This window comes from Streptomyces celluloflavus, from assembly GCA_000720995.1.
Taxonomy (GTDB): Bacteria; Actinomycetota; Actinomycetes; order Streptomycetales; family Streptomycetaceae; genus Streptomyces; species Streptomyces celluloflavus.
This window is the reverse complement of the sequence record JOEL01000017.1, coordinates 90,765-116,237: the sequence shown is the minus strand read 5'-3', so window position 1 is coordinate 116,237 and position 25,473 is coordinate 90,765. Positions and strand designations below refer to the sequence as shown.

General features: G+C 72.9%; 21 protein-coding genes and 3 pseudogenes. 9 read left to right on the top strand and 15 right to left on the bottom strand.

Annotated elements, in window-relative coordinates; genetic code table 11:
- Window positions 1–31 precede the first annotated feature (31 nt).
- From IH09_RS18175 to pdhA, 6 genes and pseudogenes are all read right to left on the bottom strand, one after another.
- Window positions 32–1,732: pseudogene (locus IH09_RS18175) on the bottom strand (molybdopterin-binding protein); the annotation flags it as partial.
- A gap of 479 nt (window positions 1,733–2,211) precedes the next feature.
- Window positions 2,212–2,787: pseudogene (locus tag IH09_RS40845) on the bottom strand (DUF6457 domain-containing protein); the annotation flags it as partial.
- A gap of 279 nt (window positions 2,788–3,066) precedes the next feature.
- Window positions 3,067–3,471 (bottom strand): annotated as a pseudogene (gene mobA, locus IH09_RS40840) (molybdenum cofactor guanylyltransferase); the annotation flags it as partial.
- A gap of 39 nt (window positions 3,472–3,510) precedes the next feature.
- On the bottom strand, window positions 3,511–5,100 hold the full coding sequence (locus IH09_RS18165; RefSeq protein ID WP_052857338.1) for a dihydrolipoamide acetyltransferase family protein: 1,590 nt from the start codon (window positions 5,098–5,100) through the stop codon (window positions 3,511–3,513).
- Window positions 5,100–6,137: an alpha-ketoacid dehydrogenase subunit beta gene (locus tag IH09_RS18160; RefSeq protein WP_052857337.1), complete on the bottom strand. Its 1,038-nt coding sequence runs from the start codon at window positions 6,135–6,137 to the stop codon at window positions 5,100–5,102. The genes IH09_RS18165 and IH09_RS18160 overlap by 1 nt, the downstream gene beginning before the upstream one ends.
- A complete protein-coding gene (pdhA, locus tag IH09_RS18155) occupies window positions 6,134–7,300 on the bottom strand; it encodes a pyruvate dehydrogenase (acetyl-transferring) E1 component subunit alpha (protein ID WP_052857336.1) in 1,167 nt (388 codons plus the stop codon). The genes IH09_RS18160 and pdhA overlap by 4 nt, the downstream gene beginning before the upstream one ends.
- Before the next feature lie 225 nt (window positions 7,301–7,525).
- On the opposite strand from pdhA, the gene IH09_RS18150 reads away from it, so the two are divergent.
- Complete coding sequence (locus tag IH09_RS18150) at window positions 7,526–8,083, top strand: Lrp/AsnC family transcriptional regulator (RefSeq protein WP_052857335.1); 558 nt, start codon at window positions 7,526–7,528, stop codon at window positions 8,081–8,083.
- 45 nt (window positions 8,084–8,128) lie between these two features.
- Here the strand turns inward: IH09_RS18150 and IH09_RS18145 are convergent, their stop codons facing one another.
- Window positions 8,129–8,719 carry a TetR/AcrR family transcriptional regulator gene (locus IH09_RS18145; RefSeq protein ID WP_052857334.1) on the bottom strand — a complete coding sequence of 197 codons (591 nt, stop codon included), beginning with the start codon at window positions 8,717–8,719 and terminating at the stop codon, window positions 8,129–8,131.
- Between the two features lie 2 nt (window positions 8,720–8,721).
- Window positions 8,722–10,242 carry a 3-hydroxyacyl-CoA dehydrogenase gene (locus tag IH09_RS18140; RefSeq protein WP_052857333.1) on the bottom strand — a complete coding sequence of 507 codons (1,521 nt, stop codon included), beginning with the start codon at window positions 10,240–10,242 and terminating at the stop codon, window positions 8,722–8,724.
- A gap of 201 nt (window positions 10,243–10,443) precedes the next feature.
- Here IH09_RS18140 and paaN point away from each other — a divergent pair, with 201 nt between their 5' ends.
- On the top strand, window positions 10,444–12,126 hold the full coding sequence (paaN, locus tag IH09_RS18135) for a phenylacetic acid degradation protein PaaN (protein WP_052857332.1): 1,683 nt from the start codon (window positions 10,444–10,446) through the stop codon (window positions 12,124–12,126).
- Between the two features lie 42 nt (window positions 12,127–12,168).
- On the opposite strand, the gene IH09_RS18130 is transcribed toward paaN, so the two are convergent.
- From IH09_RS18130 to IH09_RS18120, 3 genes are all read right to left on the bottom strand, one after another.
- On the bottom strand, window positions 12,169–12,906 hold the full coding sequence (locus IH09_RS18130) for a TrmH family RNA methyltransferase (RefSeq protein ID WP_052857331.1): 738 nt from the start codon (window positions 12,904–12,906) through the stop codon (window positions 12,169–12,171).
- On the bottom strand, window positions 12,903–14,291 hold the full coding sequence (locus tag IH09_RS18125; protein WP_190233336.1) for an HTTM domain-containing protein: 1,389 nt from the start codon (window positions 14,289–14,291) through the stop codon (window positions 12,903–12,905). The genes IH09_RS18130 and IH09_RS18125 overlap by 4 nt, the downstream gene beginning before the upstream one ends.
- 80 nt (window positions 14,292–14,371) lie before the next feature.
- A complete protein-coding gene (locus IH09_RS18120) occupies window positions 14,372–15,040 on the bottom strand; it encodes a DUF5819 family protein (RefSeq protein ID WP_052857330.1) in 669 nt (222 codons plus the stop codon).
- A 168-nt stretch (window positions 15,041–15,208) separates the two neighbouring features.
- Between IH09_RS18120 and paaA the strand changes: the two genes are divergently transcribed.
- From paaA to IH09_RS18090, 6 genes are all read left to right on the top strand, one after another.
- On the top strand, window positions 15,209–16,159 hold the full coding sequence (gene paaA / locus IH09_RS18115) for a 1,2-phenylacetyl-CoA epoxidase subunit PaaA (protein WP_052857329.1): 951 nt from the start codon (window positions 15,209–15,211) through the stop codon (window positions 16,157–16,159).
- The gene (gene paaB / locus IH09_RS18110; RefSeq protein ID WP_052857328.1) at window positions 16,156–16,473 is read left to right on the top strand and encodes a 1,2-phenylacetyl-CoA epoxidase subunit PaaB; all 318 of its coding nucleotides are present in this window, start codon (window positions 16,156–16,158) and stop codon (window positions 16,471–16,473) included. The genes paaA and paaB overlap by 4 nt, the downstream gene beginning before the upstream one ends.
- Window positions 16,473–17,186 carry a 1,2-phenylacetyl-CoA epoxidase subunit PaaC gene (paaC, locus tag IH09_RS18105; RefSeq protein WP_052857327.1) on the top strand — a complete coding sequence of 238 codons (714 nt, stop codon included), beginning with the start codon at window positions 16,473–16,475 and terminating at the stop codon, window positions 17,184–17,186. Before paaB ends, paaC begins: the two co-directional genes overlap by 1 nt.
- The gene (paaD, locus tag IH09_RS18100) at window positions 17,180–17,677 is read left to right on the top strand and encodes a 1,2-phenylacetyl-CoA epoxidase subunit PaaD (protein ID WP_052857326.1); all 498 of its coding nucleotides are present in this window, start codon (window positions 17,180–17,182) and stop codon (window positions 17,675–17,677) included. Before paaC ends, paaD begins: the two co-directional genes overlap by 7 nt.
- Window positions 17,677–18,720 carry a 1,2-phenylacetyl-CoA epoxidase subunit PaaE gene (gene paaE, locus IH09_RS18095; RefSeq protein WP_052857325.1) on the top strand — a complete coding sequence of 348 codons (1,044 nt, stop codon included), beginning with the start codon at window positions 17,677–17,679 and terminating at the stop codon, window positions 18,718–18,720. Before paaD ends, paaE begins: the two co-directional genes overlap by 1 nt.
- Window positions 18,721–18,909: 189 nt before the next feature.
- Window positions 18,910–20,043 (top strand): acyl-CoA dehydrogenase family protein, encoded by a 1,134-nt coding sequence (locus tag IH09_RS18090; RefSeq protein ID WP_052857324.1) that lies wholly within the window; start codon window positions 18,910–18,912, stop codon window positions 20,041–20,043.
- Between the two features lie 359 nt (window positions 20,044–20,402).
- Here the strand turns inward: IH09_RS18090 and IH09_RS18085 are convergent, their stop codons facing one another.
- The 4 genes from IH09_RS18085 to IH09_RS18070 form a co-directional block, all read right to left on the bottom strand.
- Entirely contained in the window at window positions 20,403–20,747 is a 345-nt protein-coding gene (locus IH09_RS18085; RefSeq protein ID WP_052857323.1) for a rhodanese-like domain-containing protein, read from the bottom strand.
- Between the two features lie 10 nt (window positions 20,748–20,757).
- A complete protein-coding gene (locus IH09_RS18080) occupies window positions 20,758–21,705 on the bottom strand; it encodes a J domain-containing protein (protein WP_244934120.1) in 948 nt (315 codons plus the stop codon).
- 102 nt (window positions 21,706–21,807) lie between these two features.
- The gene (locus tag IH09_RS18075; RefSeq protein WP_052857322.1) at window positions 21,808–23,250 is read right to left on the bottom strand and encodes a DUF2252 domain-containing protein; all 1,443 of its coding nucleotides are present in this window, start codon (window positions 23,248–23,250) and stop codon (window positions 21,808–21,810) included.
- A 303-nt stretch (window positions 23,251–23,553) separates the two neighbouring features.
- Complete coding sequence (locus tag IH09_RS18070; RefSeq protein WP_094793602.1) at window positions 23,554–24,894, bottom strand: hypothetical protein; 1,341 nt, start codon at window positions 24,892–24,894, stop codon at window positions 23,554–23,556.
- 100 nt (window positions 24,895–24,994) lie between these two features.
- On the opposite strand from IH09_RS18070, the gene IH09_RS18065 reads away from it, so the two are divergent.
- Window positions 24,995–25,429, top strand: a complete 435-nt coding sequence (locus IH09_RS18065; RefSeq protein ID WP_052857321.1) for a MarR family winged helix-turn-helix transcriptional regulator — start codon at window positions 24,995–24,997, stop codon at window positions 25,427–25,429.
- Window positions 25,430–25,473 lie beyond the last annotated feature (44 nt).

Below are 25,473 nucleotides of genomic sequence, written 5' to 3'. Positions count from 1 at the left end.
GACCGTCGGCGCCGGGGCTGTCCGCCGGCCGGCCCGCCGACCACGGGAGTTCCAGCAGTTCGACGGCGGCGCCGCGATCCTGGCCACCGGGCGGGATGACGGCCAGCGCGTCGGCGACGGCGATCCCGCGCAGCATGGCCGGGCCGGTGAAGTGCAGCGGCGCCACCGTCCGGCCGTACCGGTCGTCGTCGCGGTAGGCCACCGGGACGAGCCGGGTGTCACGGGGATGGCCATGGACCGCGGCGGCCAGCGGTACGCGGTACGGGGCGGCGGTGGGGCGGGCGGCGAGCGTACGGAGCAGTGGCTCGGCGAGGGTGAGCAGACCGGAGACGGCGGCGAGGGGGTTACCCGGGAGGCCGACGAGGTGGCGTTCCGGGGTGAGGCGGGCGAGCAGCATGGGGTGTCCGGGGCGTACCGCGACGCCGTCCACCAGTATCTCGGCGCCCAGCCTGCGCAGGGTGGGGTGCACATGGTCGACGGGCCCGGCCGCCGTGCCGCCGGTGGTGATGACCACATCGGCGGTAGAACCCGCGATGGCGGCGTACAGCGCGTCGGCGTCGTCGGCGAGATGGTGCGGCGGGGGCGCCACCGCGCCCAGCGCCCGCAGCCAGGGAGCGAGCATCGGGCCGAGCGCGTCCCGGATCCGGCCCGCCTGCGGCAGCCCGTGCCGCAGCAACTCATCGCCCAGGACGAGGACTTCGACCCGCGGCCGGGGGTACGTGGCGAGTTCGTCGTAGCCGGCCGCCGCGGCCAGGCCGAGGACGGCGGGCGTCACCAGGGCGCCGGCGGGCAGCAGTTGATCACCACGGCCGCACTCCTGGCCACGCGGGCGGATGTCCTGGCCGAGCGTCGCGGGCGCGGGCGCGTGCAGCCGCGCCCGCCCGTCGCCCAGATCCCGGACCTCGCCGTGCTCACTGCGGAGCACGGCGGTGGCGCCGGCCGGGACGCGCGCCCCGGTGGCGATGCGGACCGCGTGCCCGTCGGGGAGCGGCCGGGTGGGGGCATGACCGGCCAGGATGCCGGGGTCGGGGGCCGCGGGGGGAGCGGGCGTGGTTTGGGAGGTTTCGGGCTGGGAGGTTTCGGGGCGCGGGCGCCGGTCGGCCGGGGTGGCACGGTCGAGGTACCAGGGGCCGGGGCCGGAGACCGCCCAGCCGTCCATCGCGGACGTGTCGAAGGACGGCAGATCGGTGAGGGCGGTGAGCGGTGCGGCGAGGGTACGGCCCAGGGCGTCATCGAGCGCGGATGTCTCGGGCACCCGGGGGCCGCGCACCGCCCGCGCGGCCACGCCACGGGCCGCCTGCCAGGAGGAGGGCGCGGGGTGCCGCTTACGGCTACGGCCGGGGGTGGCCGTGGATGCGGGACTGCTGGATGTGGGACTGGAGGTGCCAGGGGTCTGAGCGGCCTGGCTGGTCCGGTGGGTCCGGGGGGCCTCTGGGGGGTGACCGGGTTCGGTGCTGCGGGAGGGGTGGTCAGGGCCGGAAGGGCCATCGGGGCCACCGGGGGCGTCGTGTCCGTGGGGACCGGAAGAGCCATCGGGGGCGCCGGGTCCGTGGGGACCGGAAGGGGAGCCGTGGCCGGAAGGGCGGTCGGGACCGGCGGGGCGGTTCGAGCCGGGTGTGCCGTCCGGGGCGGGGTCGGGGGTGCCGGCCGGACCGCCGGCGGCGTCGGGGCGGCCGCGCCCGGCGTCCGGGGACGGCCCTGATCCGGGGCTCGGCTCCGGGGACGGGGACACGGACGCCGACAGGGACGGGGACGAGAACGAGGACGGGGCCGAGAGGGGGGACGAGCCCACGGGGATGTCCGCAGCGGCCGGATGCGGTACGCCTGCGTCGGGCCCGTACGCGTCCGGTCCGTACACGTCCGACCTGTACGTATCCGGCCCGTGGGCGTCCGGCCCGTACGCATCCAGCCCGTACGCATCCGGCGCATACGTACCCGAGGTGCGCGCGTCCAGAGGGCGCGTATCCATCCGGTGGGTCTCCGGCATGTTCGCAGTCGCCAGACGCACATCAGGCATGGGCGACTCCGGCATGCGCGAATCCGGCATGTGCATATCAGGCATGCGCGCATCCTGCCCAGGCGCTTTCACGCGGCCGCTCGCACCGCCGTCCCGCGTGCCCGGGGTGGTTCGGGCGTCGGGGCGCGGTGCCGCCACGGCGTCGTCGAACAGCGCGAGCGCGTCGTCAAACGCGTCCTCGAACGCCCCGTCGGTCATTCCGTCGGCTTCGCTTCGGCACCCGTGCCGCCACCGGCCCCGGCCGCACCGTCCGCCTTCGCGCCGCCCGCACCGTCCCCGCCGTCCGCGTCCTCGGCGGCCCAGCGGTTGGCCAGCGCGGCGGCCTTCTGGGCAAGCTCCGCCACATCGGCGCCCTGCCGGCCCGCCGCGTAACCGATCAGGAACGTCGTCAGTGGCGCGGCCGGGCGGGCCACACCGTGCGCGGCGTCGCGCGCGAGATCGAGGAGTGCCGCCGTGTCGACATCGAGTTCGATGCCCAGCTCGGCCTTGACTGCGGTGATCCATTCGTCCAACACGTTTCCATGCTCCCTGATACGGGCGCGTGCCGCGCCAATGTCTGCCCAGGTGTCGCAGTCGAAGGACGCCGTGGCCGTGGCGTCCTCGACCCGTACGAGCGCCAGTCCAGCCAGCAGCGCGCGCAGCGGCAGTCCGGCGAGCGTGCCGTGTGCGGCGCGCAACCGGGCCAGCTCACGGCGGAGCGGCTCGACCCGATAGACGGCCACCAGCGGCTGGTCCCGCCCCTCCCCGTCCCGCAGCACCGCGCCCTCACGGGGCACGGCGGCATCACGAGGCGGGGCGGCGTCATGGGCCACGGCAGCTTCGCAGGGCGGGGCGGTGCGCGGGGGCACCTCACCGTGACGAGGCGCGGCGGCAGCACGGGACGGGGCCGCATCACCGCTACGGGACGCGGCAGGGCCGGGGGACGCGGCGGGACCAGGAGGAACGACAGAGCCGGGGGACACAGCAGGGCCAGGAGCAGCAGGGACAGGAGCAGCAGGTCCGGAAGACGCCTCACCGTCATGGCCCGCCATCCCGGCTTCCCGGGGTGCCCCGTCTTCTTCGCGTGCCGCAGCACCCTCCGTCGCCACCGGAGCGGCGGTCGCCCCCGAAATAGCGGTCGCCGCCCCCAAGAGGGCCCGTACCGTCGCACGGGTCAGGAAGGGAAGATCGGCGGAGAGCACCAGGACGGTCGGGGCGGTGGTGTGCCGCAGGCCGGCGTCCAGTGCGGCGAGCGGACCGCCACCGGGCGGATCTTCGAGGGCCGGGACGACGGCGCGCCGGGTCGGGCGTCCGGGGCCGACCACGACTGTGGTCGCCGCGTCGGGGCAGGCCGCGAGCACCCGGTCCAGGAGGGGGCGGCCGCCGACGGACAGGGCGGGTTTGTCCGCCCCGCCGAGTCGGCGGGCCGCGCCTCCGGCCAGCACGATGGCGTCGTAGTCGGTGTGGTCGCTCACCCCTTGAGTATCGCCGGGGGCGTGGCGATCACGCCGGTGTCACAGCGCGCGAAGCAACAGCGCGGGCTGCTCCACACAGTCGGCGACGAACCGCAGGAAGCCGCCCGCCGTACCGCCGTCGCACACCCGGTGGTCAAAGGTGAACGAGAGCTGGACGACCTGCCGGACGGCCAACTCGCCGTTGTGCACCCAGGGTTTGGCCGCTATTCGGCCCACGCCGAGCATCGCGGCCTCGGGGTGGTTGATGATCGGCGTGGAGCCGTCGACCCCGAAGACGCCGTAGTTGTTGAGGGTGAAGGTGCCGTGTGTCAGTTCGGCGAGGGACAGGCCGCCGGCGCGGGCGGTCTCGGTGAGCCGGGCGATCTCCGCGGACAGGCCCTCGACCGTACGGGCCTGCGCGTCCCGCACCACCGGGACCACCAGTCCGCGGTCGGTCTGCGCCGCGAAGCCCAGATGGACGGCGGGCAGCCGGACGATCTCCTGGGTCGCGGTGTCGACCGTGGCGTTCAGCTCGGGGAACCGCGCGAGCGCGACCGTGCAGACCCGGGCCAGCAGCGCGAGCAGCGACACCTTGGGGGCGCCCGGCACATTCATCGCCTTACGGGCGGCGAGCAGCTCGGTGGCGTCGGCGTCCACCCAGCAGGTCGCGTCCGGGATCTCCCGGCGGCTGCGGGTGAACTTCTCGGCGGCGGCCCCGCGCATACCCCGGAGCGGTATGCGCTCGGCACCCGCGGGCGCCCCGGAACGGCTCCCGGCGGCAGTCGCCGGCACGGCGGAGGACCCGGCTCCGGCGGCCGTCGCCGCCCCCACCGTGCCCGCCACACCGGCACCGGCCACCCCGGTCGCCCCCGGCCGCACACCGACCGTCTCCCGTATCCGGATCGCCCGCTCGACGTCCGAACGGAGAATGAGCCCGTCGCGCCCGGAACCCGTCAACTCCCGCAGATCCAGGCCGTTCTCGCGCGCCATCCGGCGCACCAGCGGCGAGATGACGGCCACCGCGCGCCCACCGGATGCCGCCTTCCCCGCCCCGTACGCGGGCCCCGCGCCGCCGTCCCGCGGATGCACATCCGCAGCCGCGGCCCCGGCCGCACCACCGGCCGCAGGCGGCCGCACCGCCCCCCGCACCGCTCCCGAACCGGCCCCGGCCACTCCCCCCGGCCGTACCCGGCGCCGCCGCCCCGTCGACGCACTCGTGCCGTACCCGACGAGCACATTCCCCGACCCCGAGTCCGCCACGTCCGCAGCCGCCGCCCCGGCACCAGCCCCGGCACCAGCACCAGCACCAGCACCAGCACCAGCCGAAACACCGGAAGCACCCGTCGCATCCCCCGCGGCCGTGCCGGCCGGCGCCGCCCCTTCCGTCGCCGGTTCACCCGGCGCCGCACCGACTGCGACCGTCACCAGGGGTGCGCCCACCGGGAGCTCGGTGCCCTCCGCGCCGAACCGGGCGGTCACCACGCCCCCGTAGGGACACGGCACCTCCACCATCGCCTTGGCCGTCTCGACCTCGACCACCGGCTGGTCGACGGCCACCACCTCGCCGATCTCGACCAGCCAGTGCACGATCGTCGCCTCGGTGAGGCCCTCCCCCAGGTCGGGCAGGGTGAATTCTCGGACCACGGCCATCAGTCACCACGTCCCTCGGTGCGGTCCGACTCCCACTGGAGCCGGGCGACGGTGTCCAGAATCCGGTCCACCCCCGGCAGATGATGCCGTTCCAGCATCGGCGGCGGGTACGGAATGTCGAATCCGGCGACACGCAGCACCGGAGCCTCCAGATGGTGGAAGCAGCGCTCCGTGACGCGCGCGGCGATCTCGCCACCGGGGCCGCCGAATCCGTTGGACTCGTGGACGACGACGGCCCGTCCGGTGCGCCGTACCGACGCGGTGACGGTCTCGTCGTCGAACGGCGTCAGCGAGCGCAGATCGATGACCTCCAGATCCCAGCCCTCCGCTCGGGCCTCCTCGGCGGCCTCCAGGCAGACCGGCAGCGACGGGCCGTAGGTGATCAGCGTCGCGTCGGTGCCGGGCCGCCGGATCGCGGCGCGGCCTATCGGGGCGACCGGCTCGGGGTCGTCGGGTGACCAGTCGGCCCTGGACCAGTACAGCCGCTTCGGTTCGAGGAAGACGACCGGGTCGTCGGAGGCGATGGCGGCGCGCAGCAGCCCGTAGGCGTCACCGACGGTCGCCGGGGTGACGACCTGGAGGCCGGGGGTGGCGAGGTAGTACGCCTCGGAGGAGTCGCTGTGGTGCTCGACCCCGCCGATTCCGCCGCCGTACGGGATCCGGATGGTCAGCGGCATCGGCAGGGCGCCGCGGGTGCGGTTGCGCATCTTCGCGACATGGCTGGCCAGTTGCTCGAACGCCGGGTAGGCGAACGCGTCGAACTGCATCTCGACGACGGGCCGCAGTCCGTACATGGCCATACCGACGGCCGCGCCCAGGATGCCGGCCTCGGCGAGCGGGGTGTCGGTGCAGCGGTCGTCACCGAACTCCTTGGCCAGCCCGTCGGTGACGCGGAAGACACCGCCCAGGGTGCCCACGTCCTCGCCCATGACATGGACGGACGGGTCCGCGGCCATGGCGTCGCGCAGCGCCCGGTTCAGCGCCTGCGCCATGGCGGCGGGCTTGCGCGCGGTCGTCGGAGCGGTGGTCGTCGTCATGGGCGGGCCTCCTGGACGGACTGATCGGCGGCCTCGGCGGCCAGTTCGGCGCGCAACTGCTCCGCCTGCTCGGCCAGTTGGCTGGTCTGCTCGGCGTAGACGTGCCGGAAGAGGTCCATCGGGTCCAGCTCCGGGTCCGCGTTCATCCGGTCCCGGAGGCTGGCGGCCATCTCCTCGGCGGCGTCCCGGGTGGCGGTCACGAATTCCCCGGGCAGCAGACCGCGGGCGTCCAACTCCCGCTCCAGAAGGGCTATCGGGTCGTGCGCCCGCCAGGTCTCGACCTCGTCGGCCGCGCGGTAGCGGGTGGCGTCGTCGGCGTTGGTGTGCGCTTCGAGGCGGTAGGTGATGGCCTCGACCAGGGTGGGGCCGCCGCCCTCACGGGCACGCCGCACGGCCTCGGTGAGGACCTCGTGCATGGCGGGCGCGTCATTGCCGTCCACCAGCCGGCCCGGCATGCCGTAGCCGACCGCCTTGTGGGCCAGGGACGGCGCGGCCGTCTGCTTGGCGAGCGGTACGGAGATCGCGAAGCCGTTGTTCTGCACGAGGAAGACGACCGGGGCCTGCCAGACCGCCGCGAAGTTCAGCGCCTCGTGGAAGTCGCCCTCGCTGGTGCCGCCGTCACCGACCATCGCGAGCGCCACCACGTCGTCGCCCTTGAGGCGGGCGGCGTGCGCCAGGCCCACCGCGTGCGGGAGCTGGGTGGCGAGCGGGGTGCTCAGGGGGGCGATGCGGTGTTCGCGCGGGTCGTATCCGGTGTGCCAGTCGCCCCGCAGGAGGGTCAGCGCCTGTACGGGGTCCAGGCCGCGGGCCACGGTGGCGAGGGTGTCGCGGTAGCTGGGAAAGAGCCAGTCCCGGTCTTCGAGGGCCAGCGCGGCGGCGACTTCGCATGCCTCCTGGCCGGTGGAGGACGGATAGACCGCGAGCCGGCCCTGCCGGGTGAGCGCGGTGGCCTGGGCGTTGAACCGGCGGCCGCGCACCAGATGGACGTACAGACTCGTCAGCAGACCGGGGTCGAGCCGGGCCGCGGCGTCCGTCCCCAGTACGCGGTACGGCGTCGCGTCGGGCAGGAGAGGCGCCGGATCGACGTGCGGCCGCCAGGCGGGCGGCGGACCGGGCAGCGTGCCCTTGTTCCCACTGCTGCCGGGCTGCTCAAGGACCGTCATGACGAGCACCTCCTCGAAGGGAAGGGGTGGCGCGGAGCGCCTCGTATGGGGTGGGGGCGGGCGACGGGCGGGCAGGATGAAGAAGACCGGGCCGCGGCAAGCCCTTCCCTACCGATTGTTCGGTCGACAATGCATTTTGGCTACAGTCGCGGTCAGCCTGTGGACAAACGGTTCTCCACAGCCTGAGATGAAGACAGGGCGTCCATCGCGGGGAGGCGGGAGCATATGCCGGACGAACAGATGGCCAATTCCTGCGCACCGCCGGCGTCGGCGCCCGCCCCGGCCGCGCCCCCGGCCGCACCCTTGGTGGTGCCCGCCCCGGACGCGCCGCCCGCGCGCCCGCTGGACACCATCGACCGGTCGATCCTGCGCATGCTCCAGACCGACGGCCGGGCCTCGATCCGCTCCGTCGCCGAGCGCGTGCACGTCTCGCGGGCCAACGCCTACGCCCGGATAAACCGGCTGATCGACGACGGTGTGATCCGCGGCTTCAGCGCCCGTGTCGACCAGGAACGGGCAGGCCAGGGCGCCTCCGCGTACATCACGCTGAAGATCGTGCAGAACACCTGGCGGACGGTGCGGGCACAGCTCACCGCGCTGCCCGGAGCAACCCATATCGCGCTGGTCAGCGGCGACTTCGACGTACTGCTGCTGGTCCACACCAAGGACAACCGCGAACTGCGGGAGTTGGTCCTCACCCGTATCCAGTCGATCCCGGAGGTGCTCAGCACCCGCACGCTACTGGTCTTCGAGGAGACCGATCTGGAGCCGGAGCAGGGGTGACCGCCGGGCGGCCGGGAGCCGCCGTACGCGGGCCGGGCGGGGTCCTCAGGGCTTGCGCAGGCCCGCGAACGCCGTCCGCACCACGGCCTCGGCGACCTCGTCGCGGCTCGCCGCGCCGCCGCGCCCCGGCCGGTACCACTCCACAATCGAGTTGATCATGCCGAAGAGCAGCCGGGTCGCGAGCCGGATGTCGACATCGGCCCGCAGATCGCCGTCGGCGCCGGCCCGCTCCAGGAGGTCGGCGACCTTCTGGTCGAACTCGCGGCGGCGCTCCATGGCCCACCGCTCGGTGTCCGTGTTCCCGCGCACCCGCAACAGCAGCGTCACATAGGGCAGTTCGTCCATCAGCACCTCGGCCTCGCGCCGGGTGACGTACTCCAGCCGGTCGATCGCCCGCCCCGTGACGGCGCCCGGCTCCTCCAGGACGTCGAACAGTCCGTCCAGGGCCCGGCTTATGGCCCGGCGCAGCAGCTCTTCCTTGCTGCGCACATGGTGGTAGATCGATGATTTGGAGATGCCGGCCGCCTTGGAGAGGTGCTCCATGGAGGTGCCGTCGTATCCGCGCTCGTTGAACACCGCGACGGCGACCGCGAGCAGCGAATCGGGCGTATAGGTGTCGCGCTTGGCCATGGTCATGATTAGAGCATCCGTCCATCGAGGTCCGCACGGCGTCGCAGGGCCCAGGACGGTGCGTAGCGCCCGGTGGCGTAGTAGTGGTGCAGGGCGTCCAGCAGGTCCCGGATCCAGGGGGTGCCGAGCCGCTGCGCCCATTCCAGCGGTCCGCCGGGGTAGTTCACGCCCAGCCGCATCGCCGTGTCGATGTCCTCCGGGGTCGCGACCCCGCGGGCGGCGGCGTCCACCGCGAAGTCCACGATCATCGCGACCGTACGGGCCACGATCATGCCGGGTGTGTCATTGATCACGCTGACCTGTTTGCCGAGCGCCTGGAAGAGCCCGGCGGCCTCCGCGACGTCCGCCTCGGCCGCGCCCTCCGGGGCGGCGAGGGCTATCCGGGTCGCGGCCCGGTAGTCCAGCGAGAGGTCGAACCGGAGGTGGCCGCCGGGCGCGCGGCCCGTCGCCGGATGGCCGTTGGTCAGGGCCAGACGGGCGCCGCCGGGCAGCCGGAGGAAGCCCTCGGGCGCCCCCGGCGCGTCCTCGTGGGTGACGTCGATGCCCGCCTCGGCCATCAGCTCGGGCAGCACCGCGGCGGGACCGGGCAGCTCGCCGTGCACGACGACGGCCCCGGGCGCCGGGCCGGACGCGGCGGTCCGCGGCTCGGGCCGGCTCGCGCCCTCGGTGTGGTCGAACCAGCCGCGCCCGGACTTACGGCCGTACCGCCCGGCCTCCACCAGCCGCCGCTGCGCCAGTGAGGGCGTGAACTTCGGATCCTGGAAGAAGGCCGTCCACACGGAGTGGGTGACGGCTTCGTTCACATCCTGGCCGATGAGGTCGGTCAGCTCGAAGGGGCCCATCCGGAAACCGGCGCCCTCGCGCAGGACGGCGTCGATGGTCGCGGGATCGGCGGCCCGCTCCTCGTGGACGCGCAGCGGCTCGGCGTAGAAGGGGCGGGCGATGCGGTTGACGACGAAACCGGGGGTGTCCGCGCAGCGCACCGGCTGCTTGCCCCAGGCCGCGACGGTCTCGTACGCGGTGGTGGCGGCCGCCTCGTCGGTGGCGGCGCCGCTGACGACCTCGACCAGCGGGAGCAGCGGCGCGGGGTTGAAGAAGTGCAGGCCCACGCAGCGGCCGGGGTGGCGCAGCGCGCCCGCGACGGCGGTCACGGAGAGGGAGGAGGTGTTGGTGGCCAGCAGGCAGTCCGCCGGGACGATCTCCTCCAGGGCGGTGAACAGCTCCTGCTTGACGGGGAGTTGTTCCACGACCGCCTCGATGACCAGCGCGGCGTCGGCCAGGTCGGCGAGGCCGGCGGCGGGGGAGAGGCGGTCGCGGGCGGCGTCCCGTTCGTGCGCCGGGATCCGGCCCTTTTCGACGAGGCGGTCCAGCCGCCGCACGATGGCCGCGGCGGCCTGCCCGGCCCGCTCGGGCACGGCGTCGTGGAGCCGCACGCGGTGCCCGGCGACGAGCGCCACCTGCGCGATTCCCTGTCCCATGGTGCCCGTGCCCACCACTGCCACGGTGCTGCTGGTGTCCATTGCCGTCATGACGACTGCATCCTCCCCGACCGCGTTGTCCACAGGTTCGCCGGACCCTCTTGCCCCGACCGATCGTTCGGTTACTCTAACTCCGTCGGCCTGTCCGCCCCAGTCACGCTCCTGCACTCCCCGGATTCCCGCCCCCGCTCCGCTCTTCCGCTCTCTCTTCCCATCCGCTCTCCGCCCAGCTCGACGAGGAGTTGATCACCGATGGCGGCCGAAACGACCGCAGCGCAGTTGATCGAGAAGCACCGCCCGACTCTCGACCGGACGCTGGAGGCGATCCGCACCCGCGCGTACTGGTCCCCGCATCCCGAGCACCCCAAGGCGTACGGCGAGAGCGCCGCGCCCGACGGCCTGGCCGCCTTCGAGGCGCTGCGCGGCAAGCGCTTCGAGCTCGACCAGCCCGGCACGGACGACTGGACCGGCGAGGAAGTCTCGCCGTACGGCCCGGAGTTGGAGATCAGCTACCCGCACCCGGACGCGGACGTGCTGCTGCCGGCCATGCGCGCCGCGATCCCCGCCTGGCGGGACGCGGGCGCCGAGGTGCGCGCGGCGGTGTGCCTGGAGATCCTGGCCCGGATCAGCGCGCGCACCCATGAGTTCGCGCAGGCCGTGATGCACACCAGTGGCCAGGCGTTCATGATGGCCTTCCAGGCGGGCGGCCCGCACGCCCAGGACCGCGGGCTGGAAGCGGTGGCGTACGCGTACGCCGAGCAGGTCCGCACCCCGGAGCGGGCGCCCTGGTCCAAGCCGCAGGGCAAGCGCGATCCGCTGGAGCTGTCCAAGTCCTTCACCGCCGTACCGCGCGGGGTCGCGCTGCTCATCGGCTGCAACACCTTCCCGACGTGGAACGGCTATCCCGGCCTCTTCGCCTCGCTGGCCACCGGCAATCCGGTGCTGGTCAAACCGCATCCGCGCGCGGTGCTGCCGCTGGCACTGACCGTCCGGGTGGCCCGCGAGGTGCTCACCGAGGCCGGCTTCCCCGCGGACCTGGTGTGCCTGGCCGTCGACCGGCCCGGCGAGGGGCTGGCCAAGACGCTGGCCGTCCGCCCCGAGATCCGCGTCATCGACTACACCGGCTCGACCGCCTTCGGCGACTGGCTGGAGACGCATGCCCGGCAGGCCCAGGTCTTCACGGAGAAGGCCGGTGTCAACACCGTCGTCATCGACTCCACCGACGACTACAAGGGCATGCTCGGCAACCTCGCCTTCTCCCTGTCCCTCTACAGCGGCCAGATGTGCACCACCCCGCAGAATCTGCTGATCCCGCGCGACGGCATCGGCACGGACGCCGGACCGAAGTCGTACGACGAGGTGGTCAGCGATCTCGCCGACGCGGTGAGCAAGCTGCTGGGCGATGACGCGCGGGCCAACGCGCTGCTCGGCGCGATCGTCAACCCGCAGGTCACGGAGCGGATCGAGGCCGCGCCGGGGCTCGGCGAGGTGGCCCTGGCCTCCCGTGCGGTGGCCAACCCCGAGTTCCCCGGGGCCACCGTCCGTACGCCGGTGATCGTCAAGCTGGACGGCACCGCGCCGGACGCCGAGGCGGCCTGCCTGACGGAGCACTTCGGGCCGGTGTCCTTCGCGGTCGCCGTCGGCTCGGCGGCCGACGCCGTGGAGCTGCTGCGGCGCACGGTCCGCGAGAAGGGCGCCATGACGGTCGGCGCGTACACCACCTCCGCCGAGGTGGAGCGGCTGATCGAGGACGCCTGTCTGGAGGAGTGCGCGCAGCTGTCGCTGAACCTGACCGGCGGGGTCTATGTGAACCAGACCGCGGCGTTCTCCGATTTCCACGGCTCCGGCGGCAATCCGGCGGCCAACGCCGCGCTGTGCGACGGCGCGTTCGTGGCGAACCGCTTCCGGACGGTGGAGGTGCGGCGCCAGGCGTGAACGGCGGCCGGGCGCGCCCTGACGGGGCGCGCCCGCAGGCCGTCAGGGCGCGCCCGGCGCCTCGATACGGGCATGGCGGCCGATCCAGGCGTGCATCGCGATGGCGGCCGCCGCGCCCGCGTTGATCGACCGGGTGGAGCCGAACTGCGCGATCGAGCAGACCAGGGAGGCGTGCCGGCGCGCGTCCTCGGTCAGCCCCGGCCCCTCCTGGCCGAAGAGCAGCACACAGCGGCGCGGCAGCTCGGTCGTCTCCAGCGGCACGGCGCCGGGAAGGTTGTCGATCCCGATGATCGGCAGCCCTTCGGCGGCGGCCCAGGAGGTCAGGTCCGCGGTGTCGGGGTGGTGGCGGACGTGCTGGTAGCGGTCGGTCACCATCGCACCGCGCCGGTTCCAGCGGCGCTGCCCGACGATATGGATCTCCTTGGCCAGGAACGCGTTCGCGGTGCGGACGACCGAGCCGATGTTGAAGTCGTGGCCCCAGTTCTCGACGGCCACATGGAAATCGTGGCGCCGGGTGTCGAGGTCGGCGACGATCGCCTCGCGCGTCCAGTAGCGGTAGTGGTCGACCACATTGCGGCGGTCGCCGTGCGCCAGCAGCTCGGGGTCGTAGCGCTCGCCCCGCGGCCAGGGCTCGGGATGCGGGCCGACGCCGACCTTGGGGCCGTACCCCTCGTCGTACTGGACCGGCTCGCCTGAGGCGGTGCGCTCACCGTCCGGGGCGGGGGTCTCGTCGGTCGGTCGGGTCCGCTCATCACGCCGGGCGGTTCGTTCGCTGCTCACCCCACGAGCGTATGGCCCCCGTCGGCGCCGTGCGTACGGGCTTCCGGTCCGCCGCCACCGGGCCCGCCGGCCGGCTCGGGGGAAGCGCCGCGCGAGAACAGCCGTCCGCGCAGTCCCGACAGCCGGGCGCCGAACCAGACCAGGAAGACCGTCGGCAGGAAGACCGCGTCGGCCGTGATCATCGCCAACGAGAAGAACGGCAGCCCGAGCAGGAACGCGATCGAGAGATGCTCGCAGATCATCACGACCAGCAGCACGTTCTTCAGACGGCGGTTGAAGAGCGTGAACGGGAAGGCGACCTGCACCATCACCGTGCCGTAGGTGATCAGCATGATCCTCAGCCCGTTGTCGCCGAGCGCCTGGGAGAGCGCCGGCCACGGGGAGAAGTAGTCCAGGTGCATCGGGTAGAAGACCGCGGTGCCGTCCTGCCAGCGCGAACCCTGGATCTTGTACCAGCCCGCGGTGGCGTAGATCAGACAGACCTCGACCATGATCACCAGCAGTGCGCCGTTGTGCGCGAGCTTGGCGAGGGTGTCCAGAACGGTCCGCGGCTCCCCCGGCGCGTACCGCCGCACCGCCCACCACAGGCCGTGCACCGCCCACAGGCCCCAGAACACCAGCGCCCAGCCGAGATGCGGGAACGGCCCGCTCCCGAACCAGCTGAGCCCGTAGCAGCCGCTCAGCTGGGCGACGGCCAGGGCGAGGCCGAGCACGGCCCACAGCACGACACCGGTCAGGTCACGGCCGGGTACGCCGAGGGGGTCGTGCTCCGGGCCGGACGCGGCGGCGGCCCGCTTCGCTCGGCGCGCGTCCAGCGACCACACCTGCCCGCACCGGGTCAGCACGAGATACATCGACATCAGGTGGATGACGTTGTCGCCGCCGTCCCCTATGAAGACGCTGCGGTTCTGCAGCGAGAGCACGCCGACCATGAAGAGCACCGACATGGTGCGGGTGCGCCAGCCGAGCATCAGCAGCGCGGCCGACACGATGGCCAGCAGGTAGACGAACTCGAACCAGCCGCGGCCGTCGGACCACGGCAGCACGGAGAAGGCGTGGTTGTCGGCGAGCAGTTGGCGCGCCATCCCCAGGCTCCAGGGGCCGTCGGGCCCGTAGAGCATGTGACGGTGGGGCCACTCCCGCAGCAGGAAGAACAGCCAGGTCGCGGCGAAGCCGATCCGTATCACGGCGGTCTGGTAAGGGGCCAGCGCCCGGCCGGTGACGCGCGCGAAGCCGCGGCCGATGGCGCGCTCGATACGGGTCTCCTCCAGAGGGGCGGGCGGCGCGGCGGGGCCGGACGGCCGCGGCGCCTCAGCGGACACCGCGGGCCCCTGGTGCGCCGGGTCCGGCTGCGCGGTCTGCGTCGCGGGCGACTGCTGCGGCAGTTGTGGTGACGGGTGCGGCTGCGACGGCTGGTCCGTCGGCTGCGGTGCGTGCGGTGGCTGCTGCGGCGCCGGTGGGGTGGTCACTGGTGCTTCGCCCCCTCGGGCAGGTCGGCTGCGGTGACCTGCCACCAGGGCAGCTCGCGGTACACGGGCTTGTCGCTGATCTTCTCGGCGCTCCACGGCGGCGGGGCGACGGCCGTCGTCATCGACCGGACCTGCATCCGCTCGACCTCACCGTCCGCGGCCCACTCCGCGCCCAGCCGCGCCATCACGATGCGCCGCAGGTACCGCTCGGAGAGCTCGCCGCGCAGGCCGTTGGGGCGGTCCTGCGCGGTGTGCGAGTTGAGGTAGAACTCCCAGCCGCGGCGCAGCTGGTTCTGCTGGGTGTGGCTGGGCATCGGGTTGTGCAGGATGGCCCGGCCGTCGCGGGCGCTCAGATCGGTCCAGCCGGTGGTCCGCGCCGCCCCGTCCGCGCCGCGCAGCTCCGCGCGGACCTGGACCGCGATGTTCTGCTGGAGCGGATTGGGCGCGAACAGCTTCCAGTTCTGCTCGTACTCCGGATAGACGTACTCGCCGATCACTTCGCTCTGCTGTTTGCTGAGCGTGTTCGACGGCGCGACGTGCAGGAACATCATGGCCAGATGTATCGCCACGGCCACGGCCACGGCGCAGGCCGCTACGCCTATGACGATCCGCGAGGGTAGCGAGAGCGCGACCAACGGCCGCGGTTCGTCCCCGTATGACTGCATTCCTGCCCCGTTCCCAGCGTCCCGTCGGGCTGACTCCGCCACGGAACCGTACCTACGCGGCCGGGCCCGGCACACCCTTCCCCGGGTTATCCACAGGCTTGACACCCGCCGCCCGCCCACTCACCATTGAACCGAACGATCGGTCGGTCGGGAGCGAGGGGGCACCACATGACGACGATCGCGCCGGATGAGACGGCGCTGGAGGCCGTTTTCGACGCCACCGTGGCGGCGGACGAACGGATCGAACCGCGCGACTGGATGCCGGACGCCTACCGCGCCTCACTGGTGCGGCAGATAGCGCAGCATGCCCACTCCGAGATCATCGGCATGCAGCCGGAGGCCAACTGGATCACCCGCGCGCCCTCCCTGCGCCGCAAGGCGATCCTGATGGCCAAGGTGCAGGACGAGGCGGGCCACGGCCTCTACCTCTACAGCGCCGCCGAAACCCTCGGCGCCGGCCGCGACGAACTCCTCGACATGCTCCACTCCGGCCGCCAGAAGTACTCCTCGATCTTCAACTACCCCACCCTGACCTGGGCCGACGCCGGCGCCATCGGCTGGCTGGTGGACGGCGCCGCGATCACCAACCAGGTCCCGCTCTGCCGCTGCTCCTACGGCCCGTACGCCCGCGCCATGGTCCGCGTCTGCAAGGAGGAGTCCTTCCACCAGCGACAGGGCTACGAACTCCTGCTCACGCTCAGCCGCGGCACCGAGGCCCAGCGCGCCATGGCCCAGGACGCGGTGGACCGCTGGTGGTGGCCGTCGCTCATGATGTTCGGCCCGCCGGACGACGAATCGGCGCACTCCGCGCAGTCCATGGCCTGGAAGATCAAGCGGCACTCCAACGACGAGCTGCGCCAGCGCTTCGTGGACATCTGCGTCCCGCAGGCCGAAGCCCTCGGCCTCACCCTCCCCGACCCCGACCTGGCGTGGAACGACGAACGCGGCCACTGGGACTTCGGGCCGATCGACTGGGCCGAGTTCCGCGAGGTGCTCAAGGGCAACGGCCCCTGCAACGAAGAGCGCATCAGCCGCCGGCGCCAGGCCCATGAGGATGGCGCCTGGGTGCGCGAGGCAGCCGCCGCGCACGCGGCCAAACAGGGGGAGGCCACCCGATGACGACAGCACAGCCCGCCGAGACGCCCTCGCGGCCCGCCGACTGGCCGCTGTGGGAGGTCTTCGTCCGCAGCCGGCGCGGCCTCTCGCACACCCACGCCGGCAGCCTGCACGCCCCGGACGCCGAGATGGCCCTGCGCAACGCCCGCGATCTCTACACCCGCCGCTCGGAGGGCGTCTCCATCTGGGTGGTGCCCTCCGCCCAGGTCACCGCCTCCTCGCCGGACGAGAAGGACGCGTTCTTCGAACCCTCCGGTGACAAGCCCTACCGCCACCCGACCTTCTACGAAATCCCGGACGGGGTGCAGCACCTTTGATGAACGTCACGGTCACCCCGGCACTGGCCCTCGGGGACGACGCCCTGATCCTCTCCCACCGCCTGGGCGAGTGGATCGGCCACGCCCCCGTCCTGGAGGAGGAGGTCGCGCTGGCCAACATCGCGCTGGACCTGCTCGGCCAGGCCCGCGTCCTGCTCAGCATCGCCGGTGACGAGGACGAACTGGCCTATCTGCGCGAGGAGCGGCAGTTCCGCAACCTCCAGCTCGTCGAACAGCCCAACGGCGACTTCGCGCACACCATCGCCCGGCAGCTCTACTTCTCCACCTGCCAGGAGCTGCTGTACGAGCACCTCGCCGCCGGCGGGAGCGAGTTGGCGCCGCTGGCCGCGAAGGCCGTCAAGGAGGTCGCCTACCACCGCGACCACGCCGAACAGTGGACCCTGCGCCTTGGCGACGGCACCGAGGAGAGCCACCGCCGGATGCAGCACGGCCTGGACGCGCTGTGGCGGTTCACCGGCGAACTCTTCGAGCCGGTGGACGGTCTGGACGTCCCCTGGTCCGCCCTGCACGACACCTGGACGACGCGCATCGGCAGCCTCCTGCGGCGCGCCACCCTCACCGTCCCCGAGGGCCCGAAGAGCGGCGCCTGGACCGCGGGCGCCGGACGGCAGGGCCTGCACACCGAACCGTTCGGACGGATGCTCGCCGAGATGCAGCACCTCCACCGCAGCCACCCGGGGGCGACATGGTGACCCCCACCGCCCTCGAAGCGGAGCTGCGCGCACTGGCCGGCGCCGTGCCCGACCCCGAGCTGCCGGTGCTCACCCTCGCCGAGCTCGGCGTGGTGCGCGAGGTGCGGCTGACCGCACCGGACCGCGTCGAGGTGGAGCTCACCCCCACCTACACCGGCTGCCCCGCCGTGGAGGCGATGTCGGCCGACATCGAGCGCGCGCTGCACGACCACGGCATACCCGAGGTCGAGGTCCGTACGGTCCTGAGCCCGCCGTGGACCACGGACGACATCACCGCCGAGGGCCGCCGCAAGCTGGCCGAGTTCGGTATCGCCCCGCCGCGCCCCACCGGCCCGGCCGGCGGACCGGTCGCGGTCGACCTAGCGATCCGCTGCCCGCACTGCGGCTCGACCGACACCACCCTGCTGAGCCGGTTCTCCTCCACCGCCTGCAAGGCGCTGCGCCGCTGCGAGTCCTGCCGTGAACCCTTCGACCACTTCAAGGAGTTGTGATGTTCCACCCACTGCGGGTCCGGGAGATCGAGCGGCTCACGGACGACGCGGTGGCCGTCACCTTCGACGTACCGCCCGAGCTGCGCCCGGCCTTCCGGCACACCCCCGGGCAGCACATCGCGCTGCGCAGATCCGTCGACGGCCAGGAGATCCGCCGGACGTACTCGATCTGCACCCCGGCCACCGACGAGCCGCTGCTGCGGGTGGGCATCCGCCTGGTCGAGGACGGTGCCTTCTCGGCCTACGCGCTCAAGGAGCTGAGGGCCGGCGACACCGTCGATGTCATGGAGCCCGCCGGACGGTTCACGCTGGAGCCGCGCCCCGGCCATTTCGTGGCGATCGTCGGCGGCAGCGGAATCACCCCGGTGCTCTCCATGGCCGCCACCCTGCTCGCCCGGCAGCCGGACGCCCGCTTCTGCCTGATCCGCAGCGACCGCACCGCGGCCTCGACGATGTTTCTGGAGGAAGTGGCCGACCTCAAGGACCGCTATCCGCAGCGCTTCCAGCTGGTGCACACCCTCTCCCGCGAGGAGCAGCAGGCCGGCCTGCCGTCCGGGCGGCTGGACGAGGAGCGGCTGCGCTCCCTGCTGCCCGCGCTGCTGACCGTCGAGTCCGTGGACGGCTGGTTCCTCTGCGGCCCCTACGGTCTCGTCCAGGGCGCCGAGCGGGCCCTGCGCGCCCTGAAGGTCCCCCGCGGCCGCATCCACGAAGAGATCTTCCACGTCGACAACGGCACCGCCACGGCGCCGGCCGTCGCCGCACCCGCGCACAGCACGGTGACCGCCACCCTCGACGGCCGGTCCGGCAACTGGCCGGTGCGGGACGGTGAATCGCTGCTGGAGGCGGTGCTGCGCAACCGCGCGGACGCGCCGTACGCCTGCAAGGGCGGGGTGTGCGGCACCTGCCGGGCATTCCTGGTCTCCGGCGAGATACGCATGGACCGCAACTTCGCGTTGGAGGCCGAGGAGGTCGACGCCGGCTATGTGCTGGCCTGCCAGTCGCACCCGGCCACCGAGAAGGTCGAGCTGGACTTCGACCGCTGACCCCCGCCCGTCCACCTGTCCTCCCCTCACCGTTCCGCTCGCCCGCACCCCTCCACCCCTCCATCCCTTCCACCCCTCTCCTCCCGACCACTGCCGGCAACTCCCACCGCGGGCGCCATTCCCAATTCCTGGAACCTGTTCTACCTTGACGCTCCGTCAGATCGACGCGCCGCGTGGGAGGACAGACCAGTGGACTTCACCTTCACCGAGGAGCAGCAGGCCGCCGTCGAAGCGGCGGAGGCCGTCTTCTCGGGAGTCGCCCCCGACAGCGTGCCCAGCCCGGCGCTCACCCCGGGAGCCGTCGCCGACGACTTCGACCGCGCACTGTGGCGCAAGCTCGCCGACGCCGATCTGCTGAGCCTGCCGATCGCGCCCGAACACGGCGGCGCGGGCCTGGACCCGATCGCGCTCTGCCTCGTGCTGCGCGAATCGTCCAAAGTCCTGGCCCGCGTCCCGCTGCTGGAGTCCGGTGCCGCCGCGCTCACCCTCCAGACCTACGCGACCGCCGGGCTACGGGCCGAGCTGCTGCCCCGTATCGCCACCGGCGACCTCGTCGTGACCGTCGCCGCCGGCGGACGCACCGGGCACGAACCGGCCGAACTCGCCGTGGCCGCCCGCCAGGAGGGCGCCGACTGGCTCCTCGACGGTGTCCAGACCGCCGTCCCCTGGGCCCAGGCCGCCGACCGGATCCTGCTGCCCGCCCACACCACCGACGGCCACCCCGTCCTCGCCCTCGTCCCGCGCACCCGCGCCGGCGTCACGCTCGACGACCAGGTCTCCACGAGCGGCGAGCGCCTCGCCGAGGTCCGCCTGGACTCCGTACGCGTCAGCGCCCCGGAAACGCTCACCGACCCCGCCGCCTGGGAATCCCTCCGTGATCTCCTGACCACCGGCACCTGCGCGCTCGCGCTCGGCCTCGGCGAGCGCGTCCTCGCCATGACCAGCGACTACACCGGCAAACGCGAACAGTTCGGGTTTCCCGTGGCCACCTTCCAGGCCGTCGCGGTCCAGACCGCCGACCGCTTCATCGACCTGCGCGCCATGGAGGCCACGCTCTGGCAGGCCGCCTGGCGCCTCGCCACCGGCGCGTCCGGCGCACTACCGCCCGCGGGCGATATCGCGGTCGCCAAGATCTGGGCCGCCGAGGGCGTACGCCGCATCGTCCAGACCGCCCAGCACCTGCACGGCGGCTTCGGCGCCGACACCGACTACCCACTGCACCGCTACCACGCCTGGGCCAAACACCTCGAACTCGCCCTCGGCCCCGCCGCCGCCCACGAGGAAGCCCTCGGCGACCTGCTCGCGGCATACCCACTCGACTGAGCAGCAGCGAGGGCCCGGCGGAGGAGGCCAGGAGGGGAAGCCCGGACGAGGCCGGGCAGGTACTGGAGCATGGGCGCGCAGGGCGTGCGGCGCCCTGCTGCCGGCCCTGAGCGACCTGCCGCGCCCCCGTCCGGGGCGGGTCAGGGGGCCTGCGTACGGAACCGGCCGCGGGGCCCGACCACAAGATTCGGCCTTGGAACCCAACCATGGGGCCCGGCCACGGGCCGCGGCCACGAGGTCCGCTGCCGGGCTTCCCGCGCGGACCACCCGTACCAGCATTCCCTCACAGGCCACCCGCACCGGCTCGCGCGCAGACTTCCCGTACCTGCTACGCGTACGGCCTCGGACCGCCCTCCCCGCTAGATGACCGTGCCCGAGCCGCCCTTGCCATCCGACACGGGGCGGCCGGTGGCCTCCCATGCCTGCATACCGCCGTCGACGTTCACCGCGTCGATGCCCTGCTGGATCAGATACTGCGCCACCTGTGCCGAACGGCCGCCGACCCGGCAGAGCACATAGACCTTGCCGCCCTCGGGGGCCGCCTCGGTCAACTCCCCGTAGCGGGCGGTGAATTCACTCATCGGAATGTGCAGCGCGCCCTCGGCGTGCCCGGCTTCCCACTCATCGTCCTCGCGTACGTCCAAGAGGAAGTCCTCGGGCGTGAGAGCGTCGACACCGACCGTGGGCAGAGAACCAAAATGCATGGCACCGACGCTACCCGACCAGCTGCGCCAGATACGCCTCGCGTTCCGCGACATCGGCCAGCAGCTTCTCGGCGATCTCGTCGAGCAGCGCGTCCGGGTCCTGCGGCGCCATCTTGATCATCGCGCCGATCGCGCTCTCCTCCAGCTCGGCCGCGACGGCCGCCAGCAGTTCCTTGCGCTCGGCCAGCCACTCCAGCCGGGCGTAGAGCTCCTCGCTCGCGCTGAGCCGCTCCTCGGCGGGCGCGGGGCCGGCCTCCCACTCCTGCGTCAGCTGCCGTAGCGCCGCCTCGTCGCCCGCGGCGTACGCCGCGTTGACCCGGGCGATGAACGCGTCCCGCCGCTCCCGCTCCGCATCGTCCCGCGCCAGGTCCGGGTGGGCCCGGCGCACCAGGTCGCGGTAGACCTTGCGGGCCTCCTCGCTGGGCCGCACCTTCTGCGGCGGCCGCACCGACTGCTCGGTGAGCATCGCCTGCGCCTCGGGGAACAGCCCGTCCGACCCCATCCAGCCGTGGAAGAGCTCCTCCACGTCCGGCATCGGCAACACCGACGCCCGCGCCTCCTGGGCCTTGCGGATGTCTTCGGGCGCACCCGTCCGCGCCGCCACGGCCTCGGCGATCTGCGCGTCCAGCTCGTCCAGCCGCGCGTACATCGGGCCGAGCCGCTGGTGGTGCAGGCGTGAGAAGTTCTCCACCTCCACCCGGAAGGTCTCCACCGCGATCTCGAACTCGATCAGCGCCTGCTCCGCGGCCAGCACGGCCTTCGCCAGCCGCCGCGTCGCCGCGTCCCGGTCCGCTTGATCAGCGGCGGCGTCCCCGGCCGGTGAGCCGCCGTGACCGGCCGTACCGGCGGTCCGGCCGGCCGTGCCGGCATCGTGCCCGTCCGTCCCCGGCCCGGCGTCCTGGCCGACCGTGCCTCCGGCCCTGCCGTCCTGCGCGTTCTCCGCGTGCGAGTTCGTCACCCGGCCAGCGTACGGCCCTCCCTCACCGCGGCCCGCCGTGGCCGCTCAGCCGCCCGTGAGCACCCTGGCCACCGCCGCCCACACCCGCCCCGCTCACCCCTTTCACACTCCCGTCTCCGCGGCGATCCGGCCGCTGCGCACCGCCGCGACCAGATCCGCGTGATCCGCTTCCGTACGGTCCGCACAGGCCACCGCGAACTCGGCCATCGCCTCGTCCAGCTCCTCCCCCTTGCCGCAGTAGCCGGCCACCAGCCGGGGATCGGCGCTGTGCGCATGCGCCCGCGCCAGGAGCGCACCGGTCATCCGCGCGTAGTCGTCCAACTGGCCGCCGGACAGCCTCGCCGGATCGACGCTGCCCTTACGGTTCCTGAACTGCCTTACCTGGTACGGCAGTCCCGCACCCTTCTCGTGCGCCGCGCCGACGGTCCGGCCGCGGGACGGTGACCGGCCCCGCACCGTCGTCCAGCCCAGCAAGGTGTCGCTGACGACCTGCATCCGCCGCTGCCCGAGCACCACCCGGCGTCCCTCGTGCGCCACCGGCGGCACCGTGAACCCGGCCCGCGCCACATACGGCGCCAGCACCGAACCGCGCGCCTCCTTCACCTGGAGCACCAACGGCTCGCCCCGGTGGTCCTGCAGCAGCACCACATACGAACGCAGTCCCACGCTGCCGGTCCCCACCACCCGGAACGCCACATCGTGCACCGCGTACCTGGCCAGCAGCGGAAGCCGGTCCTCCGGGAGCGTCTCCAGATAGCCGGCGAGCGAGGAGGCCACCGCCGCCGCTTCCTCGTCCGGCACCCGCCGCAGCACCGGCGGCGCATCCACGAACCGGCGTCCGCCGTCCGGCGCCCGCTCCGTCGACTTCGCCGCGAACCGGGCGCTGGTGTTCCCGCGCGCCTTCGCGGCGACCCGCTCCAGCGTCCCCAGCAGATCCCGGGCGTCGGTCCGCGACACCAGTTCCTCGTCGGCGACGGCGTTCCACGCCTCGGTCACCGGCAGCTTCGCCAGCAGCCGCATCGTGCGCCGGTACGCGCCCGCCGCGTCCCGTGCCGCCTCCCGGCACTCCTGCTCACCGGCGCCCGCCTCCCGGCCTGCCAGCACCAGCGATGTCGCCAGCCGCTTCACATCCCACTCCCACGGCCCGTGCAGGGTCTCGTCGAAGTCGTCGAGATCGATGACGAGGCCGCCGCGGGCGTCACCGTAGAGGCCGAAGTTGGCGACGTGGGCGTCCCCGCATATCTGCGCGCCGATGCCCGTCACCGGGCCGCCCGCCAGGTCGTACGCCATCAGCCCCGCGGAACCGCGCAGAAAGGCGAACGGGCTCGCGGCCATCCTGCCCACCCGTATCGGCGTGAGCTCGGGCAGCCGCCCGGCGTTGGACCTCTCGACCACCGCGACCGCGTCCGGCCGACCGGCCGCGATCGGCAGCGCGGCCTGCGCCGAGCGGGAAACCCGCTCCCGCAGCGCCCGTCCGGCAACCTTGGGCGACTCGCCCCGCCGCTCGGCCCTCGCAAACCCCGGTACGTTCGGCACACGCGACATCGCGGGCCACCTCCCCCTTCGAGACCTGCACCCCACCGGTCCGCCGGTCCGCCCCGACTCGCCTGCCAATGACGTTACCGACCGGCCGCACCATCCCGCAGGGCCTGTGGAAAACTCCCCGCAGAGGAGCGGCCGCACCGGCGAAGTCCGAGGTCAGAGGCTTGTGAAGCGAGAGGGAAGGGGAACTCCGAGGGCACGAATTCGGAAGGGGACGGGGAGGCACGAAGGAATGGAGCTGGGAGAGGCCGGGGGCGGCAAGCCGGTAAGCCGAAGCTGCCACCGCCCCGCCATCACCCATCCCACCTACACCCCCACGGCCTCCTCCATCTCTTCCTCGACATCCCCGGCGTCCTCGGCTGCGTCCCCTGCCGCAACCGCCCCACTCACACCGCCACTCGCAGCCCCACGCCGCCCCTCGCGTTCACTCCCGCCCGCGGAGTCACACCCGCCCTCAGGACCGGCCACCGGAGCGCGCTCCGGCACCGTAGCCGCCACCGCGGCCGCCGCCACCGCCGCGGCACCGGCCGCCACAGCCGCCTCCGCCGCCCGCCGCCGCTTCTCCGCCAGGGCCGCCGCCCCGACCGTCAGCACGCCGACGACCAGCCACAGCACCAGCGTCCACACATGCCCGGCCAGGCCGTAGCCGTCGAAGTAGACATGGCTGCGGGTGCCCTCCACGAAGCCCGCACCATTCCAGAAGGCGTGCAGCGCGGCGAAGAAGCCGTTCTGCATCTCGGGCCGGAAAATCCCGCCCGAGGACGTGAAGTTGAGCATCACGAACAGGGCCATCACACCGAGCGTGGTCCAGCGCTTGAGGAAGGTGTGCAGGCCGGTGCCGATCAGCAGGATGCCCGCGGAGTACAGCCAGGCCATGCCCCACAGCCCCCACAGCCCGTGGTCGACGAGGTGGAAGACCGGCCCGGCGAACAGCGCCCCGATGACGCCGACGACGAAGGACGTGCCGATCGCCAGCATGCCCCGCAGCCGGATCGGCAGCACGGCCCCGGCACCGCCGATCACCGCGACCGAGGCATACGAACCGATGCTGATCGCGACCAGCAGGAAGAAGATGCCCTGCCCCGTCGGGTCGTCCTCGGCGGTCGGCGCCACATCCGTGACCTTCAGCGGAGCGCCCTGCTGCGCCGCGACCGGCGTGAAGATCTTCTGCACCACCGACGCGCTGGTGTCGGACCCGGCCGTCGCCACCACCAGCTCCGGCACCGCCTTGGTCCCGCCCGTCGTCCCCTGCCCCGTTGCCTGTCCCGGCAGTACATACGTGCCGAAGATGTCCTGGTGCCTGAGCTGTTCGATCGCCGTGGCCCGGTCGGCGATCGTCCGTACCTCCAGGTCGCCGCCCGCCTTGTCGTTGATCGACTGGGCGAGCAACTGCGCACTGCGGCCCTGTCCCACGACCGCGACCGGCAGGTGGTGCGGCGCCGGATTCGCGAACGCGCCCAGGTAGGCCAGCCCCATCCCGATACACATCAGCAACGGGGTGACCAGGTGGGTCAGGACGTGGCGCAGCCCGGCGGAGTGACCGGCCCGATGGCCGCTCCCTCGGCCGCCTCCGTCACCCGGGCGATGACCGGTTCCGCGCCCCCTTCCCTGGTCGTTTCCGTGCTCGGGACGTCGGACCGGACTCATGGGGAATGCCTTCTCAGCTAGTCGACTCGGTATCGATGGTTGGCTAATACAACTCTCGATCACGTTGTACTATACAACTACTCCATCGAAAGGCAACCCCGTGGCCCACCGCGACGACTCCGTCGAGACCATCCAGCAGGAGATGACCGCGTTCGCCCGCCGGGCCCGCGCCACCGCCGCCCGTATGCATCCCGAACTGTCGCTCGTCTCGTACACCCTGCTCGCGCACCTCGACGACCAGAACGGATGCCGGGCCACCGACCTCGCGGCGCACTATTTCCTGGACAAGTCCACGGTCAGCCGGCAGATCGCCGCACTGGAGAAACTCGGCTTCGTCGAGCGCCGCGTCGACCCGGACGACCACCGCGTCCAGGTGCTGCACCCCACACAGAAGGGCGCCCAGGTGCTCGCCAACGTCACCGCGAGCCGCCGCCAGGCGTTCCACGAGCGGCTGGCCGACTGGGACGAGGCCGACCTCGACCGCTTCGCGTCATACCTGCTGCGCTACAACGCCGCCCAGGAGAGACTCGGCTGACGCACCGACACATTCACGCAGCTCACCGGGCCATGCCCCGGCCC